The following is a 16,338-nucleotide window of genomic DNA, read 5'->3' as shown; positions in this document are numbered from 1 at the left end:
ACGATGGGGTGCCAGTGGTTCTCAAAACCTTCGGCTGGTCGTTCGCAGTCACTGCGCTCGGTCTGGTCGCAGCGGTGTTCTACGGGGGGTGGACCGCTTTTGGGATCGTGGCGATCCTGTCGATCCTCGAAATCTCGCTGTCCTTCGACAACGCGGTGGTCAACGCCGGAATCCTGAAGAAGATGAATGCCTTCTGGCAGAAGATCTTCCTCACGGTCGGCGTGCTCATCGCCGTATTCGGCATGCGCCTGGTCTTCCCCGTCGTGATCGTCGCGATCAGCGCCAAGATCGGACCGCTCGACGCGGTCGACCTCGCGATGACCGACAAGGAGATGTACAAGCAGCTCGTCACGGACGCCCACCCGTCCATCGCCGCCTTCGGCGGCATGTTCCTGCTGATGATCTTCCTCGACTTCATCTTCGAGGACCGTGACATCAAGTGGCTCGCCTGGCTGGAGCGCCCGCTCGCCAAGCTCGGCAAGATCGACATGCTGTCCGCGTGCATCGCGCTGATCGTCCTGGTCATCACCTCGATGACCTTCGCCACCCAGGCCCACCAGCACGGCGGCGCCCACGTGGACAAGGCGCAGACCGTCCTGGTCTCCGGCATCCTCGGCCTGATCACCTACATGATCGTCGGCGGCCTCTCCGGCTACTTCGAGAACAAGCTCGAGGAAGAGGAGGAGGCCGAGCACGAGGCGGAGGAAGCCGCCAAGAGGAGCGGCAAGCCCGTCTCGGCCGTCGCGATGGCCGGCAAGGCCGCGTTCTTCATGTTCCTCTACCTCGAGGTCCTCGACGCGTCCTTCTCCTTCGACGGGGTCATCGGCGCCTTCGCCATCACCAACGACATCGTGCTCATGGCCCTCGGCCTCGGCATCGGCGCCATGTACGTCCGCTCGCTCACGGTCTACCTGGTCCGCCAGGGCACCCTGGACGACTACGTCTACCTGGAGCACGGCGCGCACTACGCCATCGGCGCCCTCGCCGTGATCCTGCTCGTCACCATCCAGCACGAGATCAACGAGGTCATCACCGGCCTCGTCGGCGTCGTGCTGATCGCCTGGTCCTTCTGGTCCTCCGTGCGCCGCAACAAGCGGCTGGCGGCCGAGGGCGGCGACGGGGAGACGGCGGAGGTCAGCGCCGGGGTGTGACCCGGCCCTGATTGCGGAACGCTCCTACAGGAGCCGTCTCTTCTTCGGCGGGGCGGCCGCGCGGATCCCACGGGACCGCGTGGCCGCCCCGCGGCATATCCGCGGCACGGCCGCGCACGGACCGACCAGGGGGGTTGGGGCACATGGGGTTCTTCGACGGGTTCTTCGACGGGATCAGGGGCGCCCGCGCCATGCAGTTCGACTCGGGCAACGCCTCGTCGAACGCCATCGAGCTGACCAAACGGCAGCCGACGGTATCGCTCACCAAACAGCAGGCCGTCCACGGCAACCTGCGGGTCAACCTCTCCTGGCGGATGCGCACCTCGGACATAGGGGGCGGCTCCGGCCAGAGCGGCCGGCTCTTCCGCCACCCGTTCAAGCTGTTCAAGCCCGACATGGTGCAGGCCCACACCCAGGGCATGGTCAACGTCGACCTCGACATGGGCTGCCTGTACGAGCTGACGGACGGCACCCGCGGCGCCGTGCAGCCGCTGGGCAACCTGCTCGGCGACCTCAACGACCCGCCGTACGTGAAGCTCAGCGGGGACGACCGGTTCGGCTCCCCCTCGGGGGAGACCCTCTACGTCAACCTCGACCATGCCGACCAGATCAAACGGCTGCTGGTCTTCGTCTACATCTATGACCAGACCCCGGCCTTCGACCGCACCCACGCCCTGGTCACCCTCTACCCGACCGCCGGCCCGAGGATCGAGATCCCGCTGGAGGAACGCCACCCGCAGGCCCGCTCCTGTGCGGTGGTCTCCCTGCAGAACGTCAAGGGCGAGCTGATCGTCCGCCGCGAGGTGAAGTTCGTGTACGGGTTCCAGGCCGAGCTCGACCGGCTGTACGGCTGGGGGCTCCAGTGGGGGCGGGGCTACAAGACCAAGGCCTGAGCCCCTCCCGCACCGCCGGCGCCCCCGTTGGCGGCTCCGTCAGCGGCGGATGAACTGGGGGCCCTGCACCGGCAGCCGGAACGAGGGGTCCCCGCCCGGAGCCGGCACGGGCACCGGGGACACCTGCTGGGGGTAGCCGTAGGCGGGCTGGACGGGAGGCGGCGCCTGGGTGACCGGGGCGGGCGCGGGCGGGCGCATGGCGGCGGTCAGGTCGTCGGCCGGCCCCGCGGAGGGCGCTGGCGCGGCAGCGGCGCTCTCGCCGGCCTCGGCGGCGTTCTCGTCGACGGAGATCCCGTGGTCCGTCGCCAGCCCCACCAGGCCGTCGGAGTAGCCCTCGCCCAGCGCGCGGAACTTCCACCCCTCGCCCCGGCGGTACAGCTCGCCGCAGATCAGTGCCGTCTCGGCACCCGTCTCCGGCCGCACGTCGAAGTGGGCCAGCGGCTCCGGCGCGCCGCCCGGGGAGGCGTCGTACAGCTGGATCCGCAGGTCGTGGACCTGCTCGAAGGGCACGTCCTCGGCGGAGGCCACCACCAGGATCCGGTCCACGACCGGGGGCACGGCCCGCAGGTCCGCCTGCACCGCGTCCGTGACCCCGTCCCCGACCTGCTTCTTGCCCAGGCGCCAGACGGACCCCGAGGGGTGGCGGGGCTGGTTGTAGAACACGAAGTCCTCGTCCGAGCGCACGCGACCGTCCGCCCCCACGAGCAGCGCGGAGGCGTCCACGTCCGGTACGTCGGGCCCGGTGGTCCAGCGCAGCACCGCCCGGACCGCCGTGGCGGCCACCGGGATGTTCGAGCCCTTCTGCATCGCGTGCGTCATGCCCGTCATCCTGCCCTCCCGGACGGGCGGGGAACAATGCGGCCCCCCGTAGGGCCTTGTCCCCGGCCGAGGAGCTGGGCATGGTGCGAGAGGGTTACCGGAACTTCATGTGCTTGAGGAACTCTTGACTCACGTTCGTACGTACTATTACCGGCCACGCCAGTTGGGCCGCCGAGGCAGTACGGGGGAAGCACATGCGTCACTTTGGGCACATAGCGCCCGCAGCCCGGAAGGGCCTCTTCCACCAGGAACCCGCCGAGTTCACCCTGGCCTCCCCCGCCCGTACCCTCGCCGCCGCACTCGGAGCCACCCTCTACAGCCCGGCCACCCGCCCGCGGCTGGCCGCCGACATCCGCAAGCAGGCCGGCCGGGGCGTCGTCTCCATGGTCCTCTGCCTGGAGGATTCCATCAGCGACGCCGACGTGGTCGACGGCGAGGAGAACCTCGTCCGGCAGTTCGCGGAGCTCGAAGCCGAAGGTGCCGGCGCCGGGGAACTCCCCCTCCTCTTCATCCGCGTCCGCACCCCCGAGCAGATACCCGACCTGGTGCGCCGCCTCGGCCGGTCGGCGCGGAATCTGGCCGGATTCGTACTTCCCAAATTCAACGAGAGCCGCGGAGCCGCCTTCCTCGACGCCGTGGCCCATGCCGAGGCCGTCAGCGGCCTGCCCCGGCTGTACGCCATGCCCGTCCTGGAGACCCCCGACCTCCTCCACCTGGAAACCCGGGTCCAGGCCCTCGCCGGCATCTCCCGCACCGTGAACCGCTCCCGCGAGCGGGTCCTGGCCCTGCGCCTGGGCGTCACCGACTTCTGCTCCGTCTACGGGCTGCGCCGCACCCCCGACATGACCGCGTACGACGTCCAGATCGTGGCCGGCGTCATCGCCGACGTGGTCAACGTCCTCAGCCGCGCCGACGGCACCGGCTTCACCGTCACCGGCCCCGTCTGGGAGTACTTCCGCAGCCAGCAGCGCCTCTTCAAGCCGCAGCTGCGCCGCAGCCCCTTCCTGGAGGAGGGCGTCGAGGAACTGCGCACCGCGCTGATCGAGCACGACCTGGACGGGCTGCTGCGCGAGGTCGAGCTCGACCGGGCCAACGGGCTGCTCGGCAAGACCTGCATCCACCCCGCCCACGTCACCCCGGTGCACGCGCTGTCGGTCGTCTCCCACGAGGAGTTCTGCGACGCCCAGGACATCCTGCGGCCCGAGCGCGACGGCGGCGGAGTGATGCGTTCCGCCTACACGAACAAGATGAACGAGGTGAAGCCCCACCGGGCCTGGGCCGAGCGCACCATGCTGCGCGCCGAGGTCTTCGGTGTGGCGAAGGAGGAGGTCGGCTTCGTCGACCTGCTGACCGCCGGGCTCCAGCTGTGAGCGGCCCGCCGCCGAGGACGAGGATGACGATGAAGGGCAAGACGATCGACACGGTGTGGCCGGGAACCTGGGTCGCGCAGCGGCTCGGCGTGCGCCTGGAGGGCGCGGAGGGAACCGGCGGCGAAGGGGGCCCCGGCGACGGGAGCCTGACGAAGCTCCTCGGGCTGGCCCTGCGGCGCAACCCCAAGCGGGCGCACCTGCTGGTCTCCCAGGTACTGGGCAAGCACGTCCCGCAGTCGCCCGCGACGGTGTACGCCGCCGGGTACGGGCTCGGGGAGCGGGTCCGGGCGCTGCTCGGCGACTCCGCGGCCTCCGCGGTGGTCCTCGGCTACGCCGAGACCGCGACGGGGCTGGGCCACTGCGTCGCCGACGGCCTGGGCGCGGCCCCCTACCTGCACTCCACGCGCCGCCCGGTGCCGGGGGTGCGGCCCGCGGGCGGGTTCGAGGAGGCCCACTCGCACGCCACCTCGCACCTGCTGCTGCCCGAGGACCCGGAGCTGCTGGCGGGGGACGGGCCGCTGGTCCTCGTCGACGACGAGTTCTCCACCGGCAACACCGTCCTCAACACCATCCGGGACCTGCACGCCCGCCACCCGCGCGGCCACTACGTGGTCGTCGCCCTGGTCGACATGCGCTCCGCCGCCGACCGCGACCGGCTGACCGCGTTCGCCGCCGAACTGGGCGCCCGCGTGGACCTGATCGCCCTGGCCTCGGGCACGGTCTCCCTCCCGGAGGGAGTCCTGGCCAAGGGGCAGGCCCTGGTGGAGGCGTACGAAACCCCCGGCGCGGCCGGGACCGTTCCCGCGCCGGCCTCCGCGGGGTCGGCCGGGGCGGGCCTGCGCCGGTCCGCGCCCGGTCCGGCTGACGCCCCGTACGCGCGCGTCGTCCTGGAGTGGCCCGCCGGGGTTCCCGACGGGGGCCGGCACGGCTTCACCCCCGGCCACCGCGCGGCGCTGGAGACCGCTCTGCCCGCCCTCGCCGGGCAGGTGGCGGCCGCGCTGGGCGAGGGGCCCGGGCGGGTCCTCGTACTCGGCAACGAGGAGCTGATGTACGGCCCGCTGCGCCTCGCCGCGGCCCTGGAGGAGCGCGGGGCGGCGGCCGAGGTGCGGTTCTCCTCGACCACCCGCTCACCCGTCCTCGCCGTGGACGACCCCGGCTACGCCATCCGCACCCGCCTGGTCTTCCCCGCCCACGACGCCCCCGCCGACGGCCCCGGCGACCGCTACGCCTACAACGTCGCGGGGGCCGGCTTCGACGCGGTCGTCGCGGTCGTGGACTCCGCCGGGGACACCCCCGAGCTGCACACCGGGCTGCTCGCAGCCCTGGCCCCGCACACCGGCCGCGTCGTGCTGGCCGTCGTCCCGTCGTACGCCCCGGGCGCACCCGCCGCGAACGCGCCCGGCCGCCCCGCCGCGAACGCGCCCGGCATACCCGAGACCCCCCACCGGCAGGAGCCGAAGATGTCCGAGCCGCGCCTGCCGGAGCCCCTGCGCGGGCCCGCCTTCTCCTCCTACGCCCCCGAGGACGTCGGCTGGCTGCTCCAGGACCTCTCCGCCGTCGAGCTGGAGGCCCCGACGGAGGAGCGCGAGGAGGCCATCCAGGCCGGCGGCGCGCACTACGCGGAGTCCCTGCCCGTGGAGTACCAGCCCTCCCCGCGCTACCAGGAGCTCTACCAGGACGCCCTGACCACCTCCGCGGCCCGGGTCGCCCGCGCCGTCGGCACCGTCACCGAGACCGTCCTCGCCGAACGGTCCCCCTCCCCGGTGCTGGTCTCCCTGGCCCGCGCCGGAACCCCCGTCGGCGTGCTGATGCGCCGCTGGGCCGCCGCCCGGCACGGCCTGGACCTGCCGCACTACGCCGTCTCCATCGTGCGCGGGCGCGGCATCGACGCCAACGCCCTGCGCTGGCTCGCCGCCCACCACGACCCGGCCGACGTGGTGTTCGTGGACGGCTGGACCGGCAAGGGCGCCATCACCCGCGAGCTGCGCGAGGCCCTGTCCGCCTTCCCCGGCTTCAACCCGGAGATCGTCGTCCTCGCCGACCCCGGCGCGTGCGTGCAGACGTACGGCACCCGCGAGGACTTCCTGATCCCCTCCGCCTGCCTCAACTCCACCGTCTCCGGACTGGTCTCGCGCACCGTCCTGCGGTCCGACCTGGTCGGCCCGGACGACTTCCACGGCGCGAAGTTCTACCGCGAGCTGGCCGGCGCCGACGTCTCGGGCGCCTTCGTGGACGCGGTGGCCGCCCGCTTCGAGGAGGTCGCCGAGGCCGTGGACGCCGAGGTCAAGGAACTCCTCGCCGCCGACCGCACCCCCACCTGGGTGGGCTGGGCGGCCGTCGAGCGGATCAGCGAGGAGTACGGCATCCATGACGTGAACCTGGTCAAGCCGGGCGTCGGCGAGACCACCCGCGTACTGCTGCGCCGCGTACCGTGGAAGATCCTGGCCCAGCGCGGCGCCGGCTCCGACCTGGACCACGTACGCCTGCTCGCCGCCCAGCGCGGCGTTCCGGTCGAGGAGGTCGACGGCCTCCCGTACACCTGTGTAGGACTCATCCACCCCCGCTTCACGCGCGGCGCCACCGGCGCCGACGGAAAGGCAGTGGCCGCCCAGTGACCCGCCAAGGCACCGTCCTCGTCGCCAGTGACCTCGACCGCACGCTCATCTACTCGTCGGCCGCCCTCGGCCTGACCATGCCCGACCCGCAGGCCCCCCGGCTGCTGTGCGTCGAGGTGCACGAGGGCAAGCCGCTGTCCTTCATGACCGAGACGGCGGCCACGCTGCTGGCCGCACTGGCCGCCGACCCGGCGGCCGTCTTCGTCCCGACCACCACGCGCACGCGCAAGCAGTACCAGCGGATCCGCTTCCCCGGCCCCCCGGCCCCGTACGCGATCTGCGCCAACGGCGGACAGCTGCTGGTGGACGGGGAGCCCGACCGGGGCTGGCGGCGCGCGGTGGCCCGGCGGCTCGCCGAGGAGTGCGCCCCGCTGGAGGAGGTACACCGGCACCTGCTGGACGCGGCCGACCCGCAGTGGCTGCGCAAGGCACGGCTCGCGGAGGACCTCTTCGCCTACCTGGTGGTCGAGCGGGCACTGGTCCCCGACGAATGGCTCAAGGCACTCACCCGCTGGGCGGAGGAACGCGGCTGGACCGTCTCGCTCCAGGGCCGCAAGATCTACGCCGTCCCGCGCCCGCTGACCAAGAGCGCCGCGATGCACGAGGTGGCCCGCCGTACGGGCGCCACCGCCACCCTCGCGGCCGGCGACTCCCTCCTCGACGCCGACCTGCTGCTGGCCGCCGGCCGGGCCTGGCGGCCGGGCCACGGCGAACTGGCCGACGCCGGCTGGACCGCGCCGACGGTGACCGCGCTGCACGAGGCCGGGGTACTCGCCGGGGAGGAGATCGTCCGCGCTTTCGGGCGGGCGGTTGCGACACTGACCGCATGACCAAGGGCAACAGCACCAAGATCACCGACGAGCTCTACCGCTACGTCCTCGCGCACAACCCCCCGCTGGACGAGTTCCAGCGGGGGCTGGTCACCACCACCTGGGAGAAGTTCCCGCAGTCCGCGGGCATGCAGTCGGCGGAGGAGCAGGGCCCGCTGCTGGCCTTCCTGGTCCGGCTGACGGGCGCGAAGCACATCGTGGAGGTCGGCACGTTCACCGGCTTCTCCGCCCTGTCCATGGCCCAGGCCCTGCCGGCCGACGGCCGCCTGATCGCCTGCGACGTGTCGGAGGAGTGGACCGCGTACGGCCGCGAGGCATGGGAGGCGGCCGGCGTCGCGGACCGCATCGACCTGCGCATCGCCCCCGCCCTCGACACGCTGCGGGCCATGCCGGCCGAACCACACATCGACCTGGCCTACGTGGACGCCGACAAGGAGAACCAGATCCTCTACTGGGAGGAGCTCGTACCGAGGCTGCGCCCGGGCGGCCTGATCGTCACGGACAACACCCTCTTCCACGGGACGGTGCTGGACGAATCCCCGGACAGCAGGGGCGCGAGCGTCCGCGCGTTCAACGACCACGCCATGGCGGACACCCGCATGGACTCCGTCCTGCTGGCCATCTCGGACGGCCTCACCCTCTCCCGCAAGCGCTAGCGCCGGCCGGCCGGCCGCCCCCCGTCCGGGCTCAGCAGCAGCCGCCCCCGCCGCAGCAGCCCCCGCCGGAGGGCGCGGGGGCACTGCTGGTCCCGCCGACGGCGACAGCGGACAGCAGCTTCACGGTGTCGGCGTGCCCGGCGGGGCAGTCGGCGGGCGCGGACGACTCGGCCATCGGACGGCTGACCTCGAAGGTGTCGTCGCAGGTCCGGCAGCGGTATTCGTAACGAGGCATGCGCACAGGCTAACGGGCCGCCGCCCCGCCCCGGGCCCGTTCCTCGCGGGCGGCCTCGTCGGGGTGGCGGGCGCGCCAGTACGGGTTGTCGTGGGGGAGGGCGCTGCCCACCCGCCCGTACATCCCGAACCACATCAGCATCACGCCGACGACGAAGCTGAACAGCACGTTCTGGATCTTGAAGGCCAGGAAGTTCAGACCGGTGTCCAGCAGAGCCAGGTTCACGAACCCGCTGGCGATGAAGAGCAGCCCCAGCACGATGTTGAGGGTGGAGGCGAAGGTCCCGCCGATCACCATGCCGGCGGCCAGCAGGATGCCGATGCAGATCGACAGCACGCTCAGCGCGCCGTTGGTGTTCAGGGCCAGCACGGTGTCGCCGCCGGTGTCGAAGAACCCGATCTGGTGGACCAGGCCCAGGATCCCGAAGGCGATGAGGAGCAGACCGGTCAGCCCGGCGCCGACCCGGTAGACCTTGCTCAGCTTGTGGTCGGTGGGCAGGTGCTCGTCGAGCCGGGCGTTGACGGGGTGCAGCAGGCGCTGCGCCAGCCGCGGACCGTGCCGTTCGGGAGGCGGGCCATAGGGCTCGTGGGGGACGTAGGGCGCGTAGTGCTCGTGCGGCTCGGTGCACCCGTAGGCCGCGTGCGGCACGTACGTCTCCGGGCGCGCGGGGGGCGCCCGGCGCTCGCGCGGCCTGTGGAAAGCATGGACAGCCATGACGCCCTCCTCGTTTCCGTTCCCGGCACCCTCCAGCATCCGCCGAACCCCCGCCCCGGACAACTCCTCCCCCACCGGACCCCGTCGCCACCCCGGCCCCGTCGCCGCCCCGGTCCCGTCGCCGCCCCGGCCCCGGCGGCCTCAGCCACCCGGCCGCCTCCGCCGCACCGGAGGGCTCACCCGGCGGCGCGGCGACCCCGCATGTCCGCCACCACCCGGCCCACCGACACCCGGACCTCCTCCATCTCCTGGAGGAAGTGCCAGTAGTCGGGGTGGCGCCCCTCCAGGCCCGCGAGCGCCCGCTCCATCCGGGCCACCGACTCGTCCAGCGGCCGCGCGTGCCGCGGATCCGGCACGCTGCGGCCGTCCATCGCCAGGCGCTGCGCGTCCCGGATCGCGAACCGGGTCCGCTGCACCTCCGCCTGCGGGTCCCGCGCCACCGCCTCCAGCCGCGACAGTCGGTCCTGCGCGGCCGACACCGCCTCGTCGACGGCGTCCAGCCCCGCCCGCACCGCCTCGACCAGCGCCGTCACGTCCGCCCAGCGCTGCTCGTCCCGCGCCCGCCCGGCCTCCGCCAGCCGCTCCTCGGCCTGCGCCACGTCCCGCACGGCCTGGTCGGGAACGTGCTGGAGGTCCTGCCAGCAGTCCGCGCTGAACCGGCGGCGCAGCTCGCTGAGCACCGGATCCACCCGGTCCGCCCGGTTGCGCAGCGCCTGCGCCCGCGTCCGCAGGCTCACCAGCCGCCGGTCGATCTCCGCCGCCCGCTCCGGCAGCCGCTCCGCCTCGGCCCGCACCGCCCCCGCGTCCCGCAGGATCCGCTCCGCCCGCTGCACCGTCTCCGGCACCCCGTGCTGCGCCGCGCCCTGGTTCAGCTTCGTCAGCTCGGGCCCCAGCGCGGCGAGCCGCGCCGCCAGGTCGTCGGCCCGCATCCCCTTGGCCCGTACGGCGTCCAGCGCGTCGCTCGCTGCCAGCAGCGCCGCCTTCGCCCGCTCCCGAGCCGGCGCGACCCGGGCCAGCTGCGTCTCGGCCTTGTCCAGCAGCGGCTGCAGCCCCCGGGCGAACCGCTCCAGCTCCTCCTTGACCCGGACCAGTTCCTCCCGGGCCCGGGTCAGCTGCTGCCGGGCCTGCGCCGCGACGGACCCCTCCAGGTCGACCCGGTCCAGGTCGTGCGCGTCGACGGCCTCGATGTAGGCGTGGCTCACCTCGTCGATCCGCCGCCCGAGCGCCGCGAACCCCTCGGCGGCCTGCCGCGCGGCGGGCGAGCCGTCGGCGGCGGCGATGGTCTCCATCGAGATCCGCAGGTCCCGCTGGGCGGTGTCCAGTTCGTAGAACGCGGCCGCGGCGGCATCCTTCGCCGCCTGCGCATCCGCCCGCCGACTCTCGTCCCGCCCACCGAACCACCGCCGGGATGCCGTCGCCACAGTCCCTCTCCCGTACCCCGTCCGCCAAGCCCCGGTCCATTCTCCCCCACGGGAACGGGTTTGCGTGGGGGGTGCGCCCGCCATGTAGGCTGTCCACTCGTCCACGGGTGCGTAGCTCAGGGGTAGAGCGCTGCTCTTACAAAGCAGATGTCGGCGGTTCGAAACCGTCCGCGCCCACCAGTCAGAAGGCCCCCAACCGATCACGGTTGGGGGCCTTTGACATCTACATCTGACACCAACGGGGACGGTCAGGAGCGGTCGCGCCGGGCCCTGAGCAGCCGGTCGATGTGCCCGACCGCCTCGCGCTGCGTGTCCTGCACGACGCGGGCGTACTGCTGGCCTTCGGTGCGGATCCTGAACGCGCAGATCCTGACGGCCGCACCCCCTTGGGGGTAGCCACCCTCTACGCCCATGACCCGGTACGACCTGGGCCGTGCCGCGGCAGGTCACCGAAAGAACCTCGGCGTCGGTGAGCTCGCAGGTGTCGACGACCAGCGCGACGCGGGGGTCGGCGGCGAGGATCCGTTCCATGCGGGAGTAGGACCCGGTCAGCCACCAGAAGGCGCCGCCCTCCCAGAGGAACCACACGGGCCGGACCTCGGGCCCCTGCGTGGCGACGCGTGCGACGAGGGGGCGGGCGAGGAACTCTTCGACATCCACCAGGCTGCCTTTCGATCGGGTGCGGAGATCGTTTGGCTGGAGCTTGCAGGGGGTGCGGGTGAGGCACGAGTGGCGTGGGGGCGTCAAGTCACGTTCTTCCGGGGCGTGACCCGTGGGGGCCGGATTGCGCTTACTTGAGGTCCGGTCGCTACGGAACGGCCGAGCGACGGAACGCAGAGGAGCAGCAGCCATGTCCCATCACGTTCACGCCCCGAGCCCGGTCCCGGCCAAGCGCCGGATGCTCCGCTACACGATGGTCCTGACCTCGGCCGCCTTCGTCGCCAGCGGTATCGCGTCCCTGGCGACGCCGGCGTCGGCGGCGGCCGTGCCCCGGGCTCCGGCGGCTGTCAAAACCGACGCGTTGCCCTGTCCATCGGGTTACGTCTGGCGGGACAGCTATGACGGCGACGCCCTGTGCGTCACCCCGGCCGAGCGAGACCGGGTGCATGCGCAGAATCCGAACCGGCAGCCCGGTGGGGGCGCGTACGGGCCCAGTACCTGCAAGCCGGGGTTCGTGTGGCGGGACAGTTACGACGGCGACACGCTGTGTGTCACCCCGGCCGAGCGGGACCGGGTGCATGCGCAGAATCCGAACCGGCAGCCCGGTGGGGGCGCGTACGGGCCCAGTACCTGCAAGCCGGGCTACGTCTGGCGGGAGAAGTGGGTCGGGGACACGCTGTGCGTGACGCCCGCCGAGCGGGACCGGGTCAAGGGGCAGGGGCGGCTGATCGACAACGGGCCGGATCTCATCGGCATACCTGGGAGGTGATCCCCATCTACGAGCCCCCGGCCGGTTGCGGCCGGGGGCTGCGGGGGTGTGGGCCGCGGTCAGGCGTTGGGGCGCTTTCCGTGGTTGGCCTTCTTCTTCTTGCGGGCGCGCTTCTTGTTTCCTCGCTTGGCCATCGGGCGTCTCCCTTGAATCGCCTGTAACGCGGATGTTCCGGGCGTTCGTCAGTCTAGGATCCGGGCCGGTTTCCCGCGCGGCGGCGCGGGGACCATCCCGCGGGGGGTGATGGGTGTGGCGGGTGCCGGGGAGTGGATCTGGTCCGTCGGGGCGTTCGGGCTCGGGGCCGCCTGGCTGGGGCTGGCCGCCTGGTGGCCGGGACGGGGACGGTTCGAGCGGGCGCGCGAGGCCGAGCGGGAGCGGCTGCTCGCACGGCTGGGGGAGAGGGCGACGGAGACCGGGACGGCCGGGGATCCGCGGCTGGTGGACGCCTCCGCAGGGGGGAGGGAAGGGGGTGGGGGGCCGGGCGACGCATTCACGCCGATGCTCGTTGAGTACTACGCGTACGGGCTGACGCAGGCGCGCGCCAGCTTCGCCACCAGCCAGTGGTTCGCGGGCGTCGGCGCGGCCGTGCTGCTCTTCGGGATCGGGCTCGGGGTGTGGAAGGCCGAGAGCGGCGGGGAGGCGTACATCGGGGTGGTGACCAGTTCCGTCGGGGTGGTCGTCACCCTGGTCGGGCAGTTGTTCCACCGCCGGGCCGATGCCGCCCTGCGGCACATGGCCGCCCAGAGCGCCTCCCTCCGCGAGGACCGGCGGGCCGCGGAGGGCACCCGGCAGGCGATCGCCCTGCTGGAGGAGATCGCCGATCCGGACCTGCGGGCAAGGCTGCAGGCCGGGCTGGTCATCAGGCTTTCCGGGGCGGAGCTGCCGCCCGCGGGGTCATAGTGGAGGTATGTGCCGTTCCATCAAGACCCTGCGCCCGCCCGCCATCCCCGAGAAGGCCACCGAGGAGGAGATCCGCGCGGCCGCGCTCCAGTACGTGCGGAAGGTCTCCGGGTTCCGGGCACCGGCCGCGCACAACCAGGAGGTGTTCGACGCCGCCGTGGACGCCGTGGCCGAGGCGACGCGGCTGCTGTTGGACGGGGTGCAGGTGCGCGGGCGGGCCGCTGCCGCGGTGTGAGGGTCAGCGGGCTTGCGCCGTGCGGCGGCGCAGCAGCCAGATCCCGGCTCCGAGCGCGCCGGCCGCGAGGGTGCCGCCGACGGCGATCTGGGCCCGGCTCATGGAGTCGACGCTTCCGCCGAGGCCGCCGCGGGCGGCACCGGGGGCGACCTGGAGGGTGACGGTGACCCGGCGGCCTCCGCACTCGAAGGTGACCGGGTAGGAGCCGGGGGCCGCGTCGCTGAAGACGGTGGCCGCGCCGGAGAGGTTGCTCGCGGTGGCGCTGCCCGGGGCCAGTGCGACGGTGTTGAAGACACGGGAGGACGCCCGGCCGGTGCGCGTGCTGCAGCCGTCGACGTTGAGGCCGACGCGGCCGCCCGGGGAGACGGTGCCGGGGGAGACGGTGGCGGAGGGGGTCGTGCCGCCGGCGGGGGCGGCGAAGGCGGGTGCGGCGGCTGCGATGACCAGCGTCGCGGCGGCGACTCCGGTCAGGCGATGCCGGATGAGCATGGGGGGCATGGCGGGATCTCCTCGGCTCCTCGGAACGGCGCCGCCGGGACAGTGACGTGAGGCCGGTTCGGTGGCGTGCCGTGTTCTGGACGCTAGAAGCCGGGGCGGCGGGCCGCGATTGCTGCCGGGTGAACGGGTGACCCACTGGACCACCCGGCCCATGCCCCCGCGGGGCGGTGGCGTCAGGCGGTGGCCTGGGGTGTAGGGGAGGGGCGGCGCAGGAGGAAGGCGGAGAGGGAGCCCGCCGTGAAGAGGGCGAGGAGGGAGACCGCCGTGCCCAGCCAGGCCGTGCCCAGCCACTGGGTGCCGAAGTAGCCCAGGGCCACGCTGTAGCCCGCCCAGCTGATGCCCGCCAAGACCGACCAGGGCAGGAACTCCGCCAGCGTGCGCCGTGTCTTGCCCGCGCCCAGCGAGACCACCGAGCGGCCGGCCGGGGCGAAGCGGGCCAGGACCACCAGCAGGCCGCCGCCGCGGGCCAGGGCCGTGCCCAGCCGGTCGTGGGCCCGGGTCAGGCGGCGGGAGCGGGCGATGGCCCGGTCCAGGCGGGGCCCGCTGCGGCGGGCCAGCCGGTAGGCCGTGAGGTCGCCCAGCACCGACGCCGTGGCGGCCACCGTCAGCAGGACCGCGACGTCCGGGACCCGCGAGGGCGGCCCGCCGGCCGCCGCTGCCGCCGCCCCGGTGATCACGAGGACTCCGCTCGGCAGCACCGGCAGGAACACGTCCAGCAGGACCGACACCGCCACCAGGGCGTAGATCCACGGGCTCGCGGTCAGCGACCCCAGCGTCTCGATCACAACGGGACTCCCCATTCCGGAGCGCCGCGTGGTCGCGGGGGAGCGGCAGGGGCGGCTTGACAGCCATACAGCGTACGCCCGGCGCCCCCGCCCGAGGGCCCCGGCCTACTCCGCTCCGGTGAGCCGGCGGTCCAGGACCGTCAGCAGGCGGGCGCCGGGCCGCGACCGCCGGGCCTGGTCCAGCCGGAGCCGGGCCTCGCGCCCCGACAGGGTCAGCGTCATCAGCTGGTTGCCGAACCAGGGGCCGCCCGTACGCCGCCAGCTCAGCGGCGGCCGTCCCGTCCGGCCGTGCCGGGAGAAGCCGCGGCCGAGCCAGCGGCCCAGCCGGGACCAGCCCAGCCGGAAGCCCCATTTCACCGCCGTGTGGATGGAGTTGTGCACCGGCGAACAGGTCAGCTGGAACACCCGCGCCGTACTGGGTATGAGCGGCTCGGCCACGTACGCGTGGTGGACGTCCCCGGACAGGACCGCGACCGTCGCCGGGGCCTTCGGGCCCGTCCCGACCTCCTCGATCAGGTCGCTGAGCGCGACGAACGACGCCGGGAACGCCGCCCAGTGCTCGAGGTCGCTGCGCCGCCGCAGGTCCTCCCCGATCCGGGCCCATCTCTCCCCGCGCTCCCCGCGGCAGAGCGCGGCGTTCCACGCTTCCGCGTCATGGATCAGCGGCGGCATCAGCCACGGCAGCGAGGAGCCGATCAGCAGGTGGTCGTAACCGCCGTGCCCGGACAGGGCGTTCTCCCGGAGCCAGCGCTGCTCCGCGTGGTCGAGCATGGCGCGCCCGTCCTCGGCGAGCACCCTCGCGGCCCGGGTGTCGACCATCAGCAGCCTGGTCCGGCCGAAGTCCCGGCGGTAACTCCAGCGCACCGAGGCCGGATCGGCGTCGGCCGAGGCCGCGAAGGCGCGCAGCGCGTCCGTGCCGTCCGGGGTGGCCCGTACGGCCGCGTACAGGGGGTCGGCGGCGAGTTCGGCGGGGGAGAGGTTGCCCAGGTGCTGGTACACCCAGTACGACATCAGCCCGCTGAGGATCCGCTCCGGCCACCAGGGGGTCGCGCGCATCTCCGCCTGCCAGGAGGCGCTGGTGTTCCAGTCGTCTATGACGTCGTGGTCGTCGAATATGTGCAGGCTCGGGACGGTGGACAGCAGCCAGCGGATCTCCGGGTCGCCCCAGGACTCGTCGTAGAGGCGGGTGTATTCCTGGTAGTCCGCGACCTGCGCGCCCGGTGCCTCGCGCAGGTCCCGGCGGGCCGCCAGCCATCGCCGGGTGTCCTTCGACAGATGGTCGGCGTAGACCTGGTCGCCGAGGAGCAGCAGGAGGTCCGGGCGGGCCTCCGACGGGTCGGCTGCCAGCCGCGCCGCGAGGGTGTCGAGGGCGTCCGCCCCGTGCGGCCCGCGCCGGCCGGCGGGCGGGGCGGCCTGCCGGCACGAGCCGAACGTGATCCGCAGGCCGGGCGCGGGGTGGCCCGCGCCGCCTCCCACGGCCGGGGTGGTGATCGTGCTGGGCGGGAAGCGGCCGGCGGGCCCGGGCCAGACGGTGGCGCCGTCGAGCAGTACCTCGTACGCCGTTTCACTGCCGGGCGTCAGGCCGGTGACGGGTACGAGGGCGTAGTGGTGGCCGGTGATCTGGAAGGTGCGGGCGCTGCCGCCGGACCCGTCGGCGCACCGCACCTCCGCGGTGCACGGGCGGTCCGCCTCGACCCATATCGTGGCGGAGCCGCCCGTGTCCCAGTCGACGTAGCGCAGCAGTGGTCCCAGTCGCAGTCCGGCCATCCGACTCCCCCTCCTCGACA

The 16,338-nt window shown here is 73.3% G+C and carries 18 protein-coding genes, 1 tRNA gene and 1 pseudogene; 10 read left to right on the top strand and 10 right to left on the bottom strand.

All coding sequences use genetic code 11. From position 1 onward, the window contains the following. The first annotated feature begins 14 nt into the window (after positions 1 to 14). The gene (locus tag BX286_RS12475; RefSeq protein WP_079426604.1) at positions 15 to 1,151 is read left to right on the top strand and encodes a DUF475 domain-containing protein; all 1,137 of its coding nucleotides are present in this window, start codon (positions 15 to 17) and stop codon (positions 1,149 to 1,151) included. A 143-nt stretch (positions 1,152 to 1,294) separates the two neighbouring features. Continuing rightward, a complete protein-coding gene (locus BX286_RS12470) occupies positions 1,295 to 2,044 on the top strand; it encodes a Tellurium resistance (RefSeq protein ID WP_079426603.1) in 750 nt (249 codons plus the stop codon). Between the two features lie 39 nt (positions 2,045 to 2,083). On the opposite strand, the gene BX286_RS12465 is transcribed toward BX286_RS12470, so the two are convergent. Next, on the bottom strand, positions 2,084 to 2,863 hold the full coding sequence (locus BX286_RS12465) for a TerD family protein (RefSeq protein WP_187344131.1): 780 nt from the start codon (positions 2,861 to 2,863) through the stop codon (positions 2,084 to 2,086). Between the two features lie 194 nt (positions 2,864 to 3,057). Between BX286_RS12465 and BX286_RS12460 the strand changes: the two genes are divergently transcribed. Genes BX286_RS12460 through BX286_RS12445 form a run of 4 tightly spaced genes read left to right on the top strand, consistent with a single transcriptional unit; the run spans position 3,058 to position 8,334 of the window. Then, positions 3,058 to 4,233, top strand: coding sequence for an HpcH/HpaI aldolase/citrate lyase family protein (locus BX286_RS12460; RefSeq protein ID WP_100863704.1), 1,176 nt, complete (start codon positions 3,058 to 3,060; stop codon positions 4,231 to 4,233). A gap of 23 nt (positions 4,234 to 4,256) precedes the next feature. Then, on the top strand, positions 4,257 to 6,848 hold the full coding sequence (locus tag BX286_RS12455; RefSeq protein WP_121014982.1) for a phosphoribosyltransferase: 2,592 nt from the start codon (positions 4,257 to 4,259) through the stop codon (positions 6,846 to 6,848). Beyond that, on the top strand, positions 6,845 to 7,678 hold the full coding sequence (locus BX286_RS12450; protein ID WP_121014981.1) for an HAD family hydrolase: 834 nt from the start codon (positions 6,845 to 6,847) through the stop codon (positions 7,676 to 7,678). Before BX286_RS12455 ends, BX286_RS12450 begins: the two co-directional genes overlap by 4 nt. After that, the gene (locus tag BX286_RS12445) at positions 7,675 to 8,334 is read left to right on the top strand and encodes an O-methyltransferase (protein ID WP_079426593.1); all 660 of its coding nucleotides are present in this window, start codon (positions 7,675 to 7,677) and stop codon (positions 8,332 to 8,334) included. The genes BX286_RS12450 and BX286_RS12445 overlap by 4 nt, the downstream gene beginning before the upstream one ends. 31 nt (positions 8,335 to 8,365) lie before the next feature. On the opposite strand, the gene BX286_RS12440 is transcribed toward BX286_RS12445, so the two are convergent. The 3 genes from BX286_RS12440 to BX286_RS12430 all read right to left on the bottom strand — a co-directional run bounded on the left by BX286_RS12440 (position 8,366) and on the right by BX286_RS12430 (position 10,704). Next, on the bottom strand, positions 8,366 to 8,569 hold the full coding sequence (locus tag BX286_RS12440; protein ID WP_045950330.1) for a zinc ribbon domain-containing protein: 204 nt from the start codon (positions 8,567 to 8,569) through the stop codon (positions 8,366 to 8,368). Between the two features lie 9 nt (positions 8,570 to 8,578). After that, a complete protein-coding gene (locus BX286_RS12435; protein ID WP_237292815.1) occupies positions 8,579 to 9,283 on the bottom strand; it encodes a DUF4383 domain-containing protein in 705 nt (234 codons plus the stop codon). A gap of 176 nt (positions 9,284 to 9,459) precedes the next feature. Next, a complete protein-coding gene (locus BX286_RS12430) occupies positions 9,460 to 10,704 on the bottom strand; it encodes a hypothetical protein (RefSeq protein WP_398898885.1) in 1,245 nt (414 codons plus the stop codon). Positions 10,705 to 10,809: 105 nt separating this feature from the next. Here BX286_RS12430 and BX286_RS12425 point away from each other — a divergent pair. Further along, positions 10,810 to 10,884 (top strand) — tRNA-Val (locus BX286_RS12425). Positions 10,885 to 10,952: 68 nt separating this feature from the next. Here BX286_RS12425 and BX286_RS36540 read toward each other — a convergent pair. Together BX286_RS36540 and BX286_RS38030 are read right to left on the bottom strand one after the other, a co-directional pair. Beyond that, complete coding sequence (locus BX286_RS36540) at positions 10,953 to 11,117, bottom strand: hypothetical protein (RefSeq protein WP_187344316.1); 165 nt, start codon at positions 11,115 to 11,117, stop codon at positions 10,953 to 10,955. Between the two features lie 16 nt (positions 11,118 to 11,133). Continuing rightward, positions 11,134 to 11,556, bottom strand: a pseudogene (locus tag BX286_RS38030) (pyridoxamine 5'-phosphate oxidase family protein); the annotation flags it as partial. Between BX286_RS38030 and BX286_RS12415 the strand changes: the two are divergent. After that, positions 11,555 to 12,133: a hypothetical protein gene (locus BX286_RS12415; RefSeq protein WP_079426591.1), complete on the top strand. Its 579-nt coding sequence runs from the start codon at positions 11,555 to 11,557 to the stop codon at positions 12,131 to 12,133. The pseudogene BX286_RS38030 and the gene BX286_RS12415 overlap by 2 nt on opposite strands. A 59-nt stretch (positions 12,134 to 12,192) precedes the next feature. Here BX286_RS12415 and BX286_RS38025 read toward each other — a convergent pair whose 3' ends face one another. Then, positions 12,193 to 12,267 (bottom strand): 50S ribosomal protein bL37, encoded by a 75-nt coding sequence (locus BX286_RS38025; RefSeq protein WP_099895366.1) that lies wholly within the window; start codon positions 12,265 to 12,267, stop codon positions 12,193 to 12,195. A gap of 115 nt (positions 12,268 to 12,382) precedes the next feature. Here BX286_RS38025 and BX286_RS12405 point away from each other — a divergent pair, with 115 nt between their 5' ends. Further along, positions 12,383 to 13,033 carry a TRADD-N-associated membrane domain-containing protein gene (locus tag BX286_RS12405; RefSeq protein ID WP_237292813.1) on the top strand — a complete coding sequence of 217 codons (651 nt, stop codon included), beginning with the start codon at positions 12,383 to 12,385 and terminating at the stop codon, positions 13,031 to 13,033. 7 nt (positions 13,034 to 13,040) lie between these two features. After that, positions 13,041 to 13,268, top strand: coding sequence for a DUF2277 domain-containing protein (locus tag BX286_RS12400; protein WP_079426589.1), 228 nt, complete (start codon positions 13,041 to 13,043; stop codon positions 13,266 to 13,268). Positions 13,269 to 13,271: 3 nt separating this feature from the next. Here BX286_RS12400 and BX286_RS12395 read toward each other — a convergent pair whose 3' ends face one another. The 3 genes from BX286_RS12395 to BX286_RS12385 form a co-directional block, all read right to left on the bottom strand. Then, entirely contained in the window at positions 13,272 to 13,766 is a 495-nt protein-coding gene (locus BX286_RS12395; protein WP_079426587.1) for a hypothetical protein, read from the bottom strand. A gap of 173 nt (positions 13,767 to 13,939) precedes the next feature. Beyond that, on the bottom strand, positions 13,940 to 14,551 hold the full coding sequence (locus BX286_RS12390; RefSeq protein ID WP_079426585.1) for a DedA family protein: 612 nt from the start codon (positions 14,549 to 14,551) through the stop codon (positions 13,940 to 13,942). A 105-nt stretch (positions 14,552 to 14,656) separates the two neighbouring features. After that, entirely contained in the window at positions 14,657 to 16,318 is a 1,662-nt protein-coding gene (locus BX286_RS12385) for an alkaline phosphatase D family protein (RefSeq protein WP_079426583.1), read from the bottom strand. Positions 16,319 to 16,338 lie beyond the last annotated feature (20 nt).

This window comes from Streptomyces sp. 3211.6 (assembly GCF_003634815.1).
Lineage (GTDB): Bacteria > Actinomycetota > Actinomycetes > Streptomycetales > Streptomycetaceae > Streptomyces > Streptomyces katrae_A.
The sequence above is the reverse complement of the archived record's forward strand: the minus strand, read 5'-3'. Positions and strand labels throughout refer to the sequence as shown.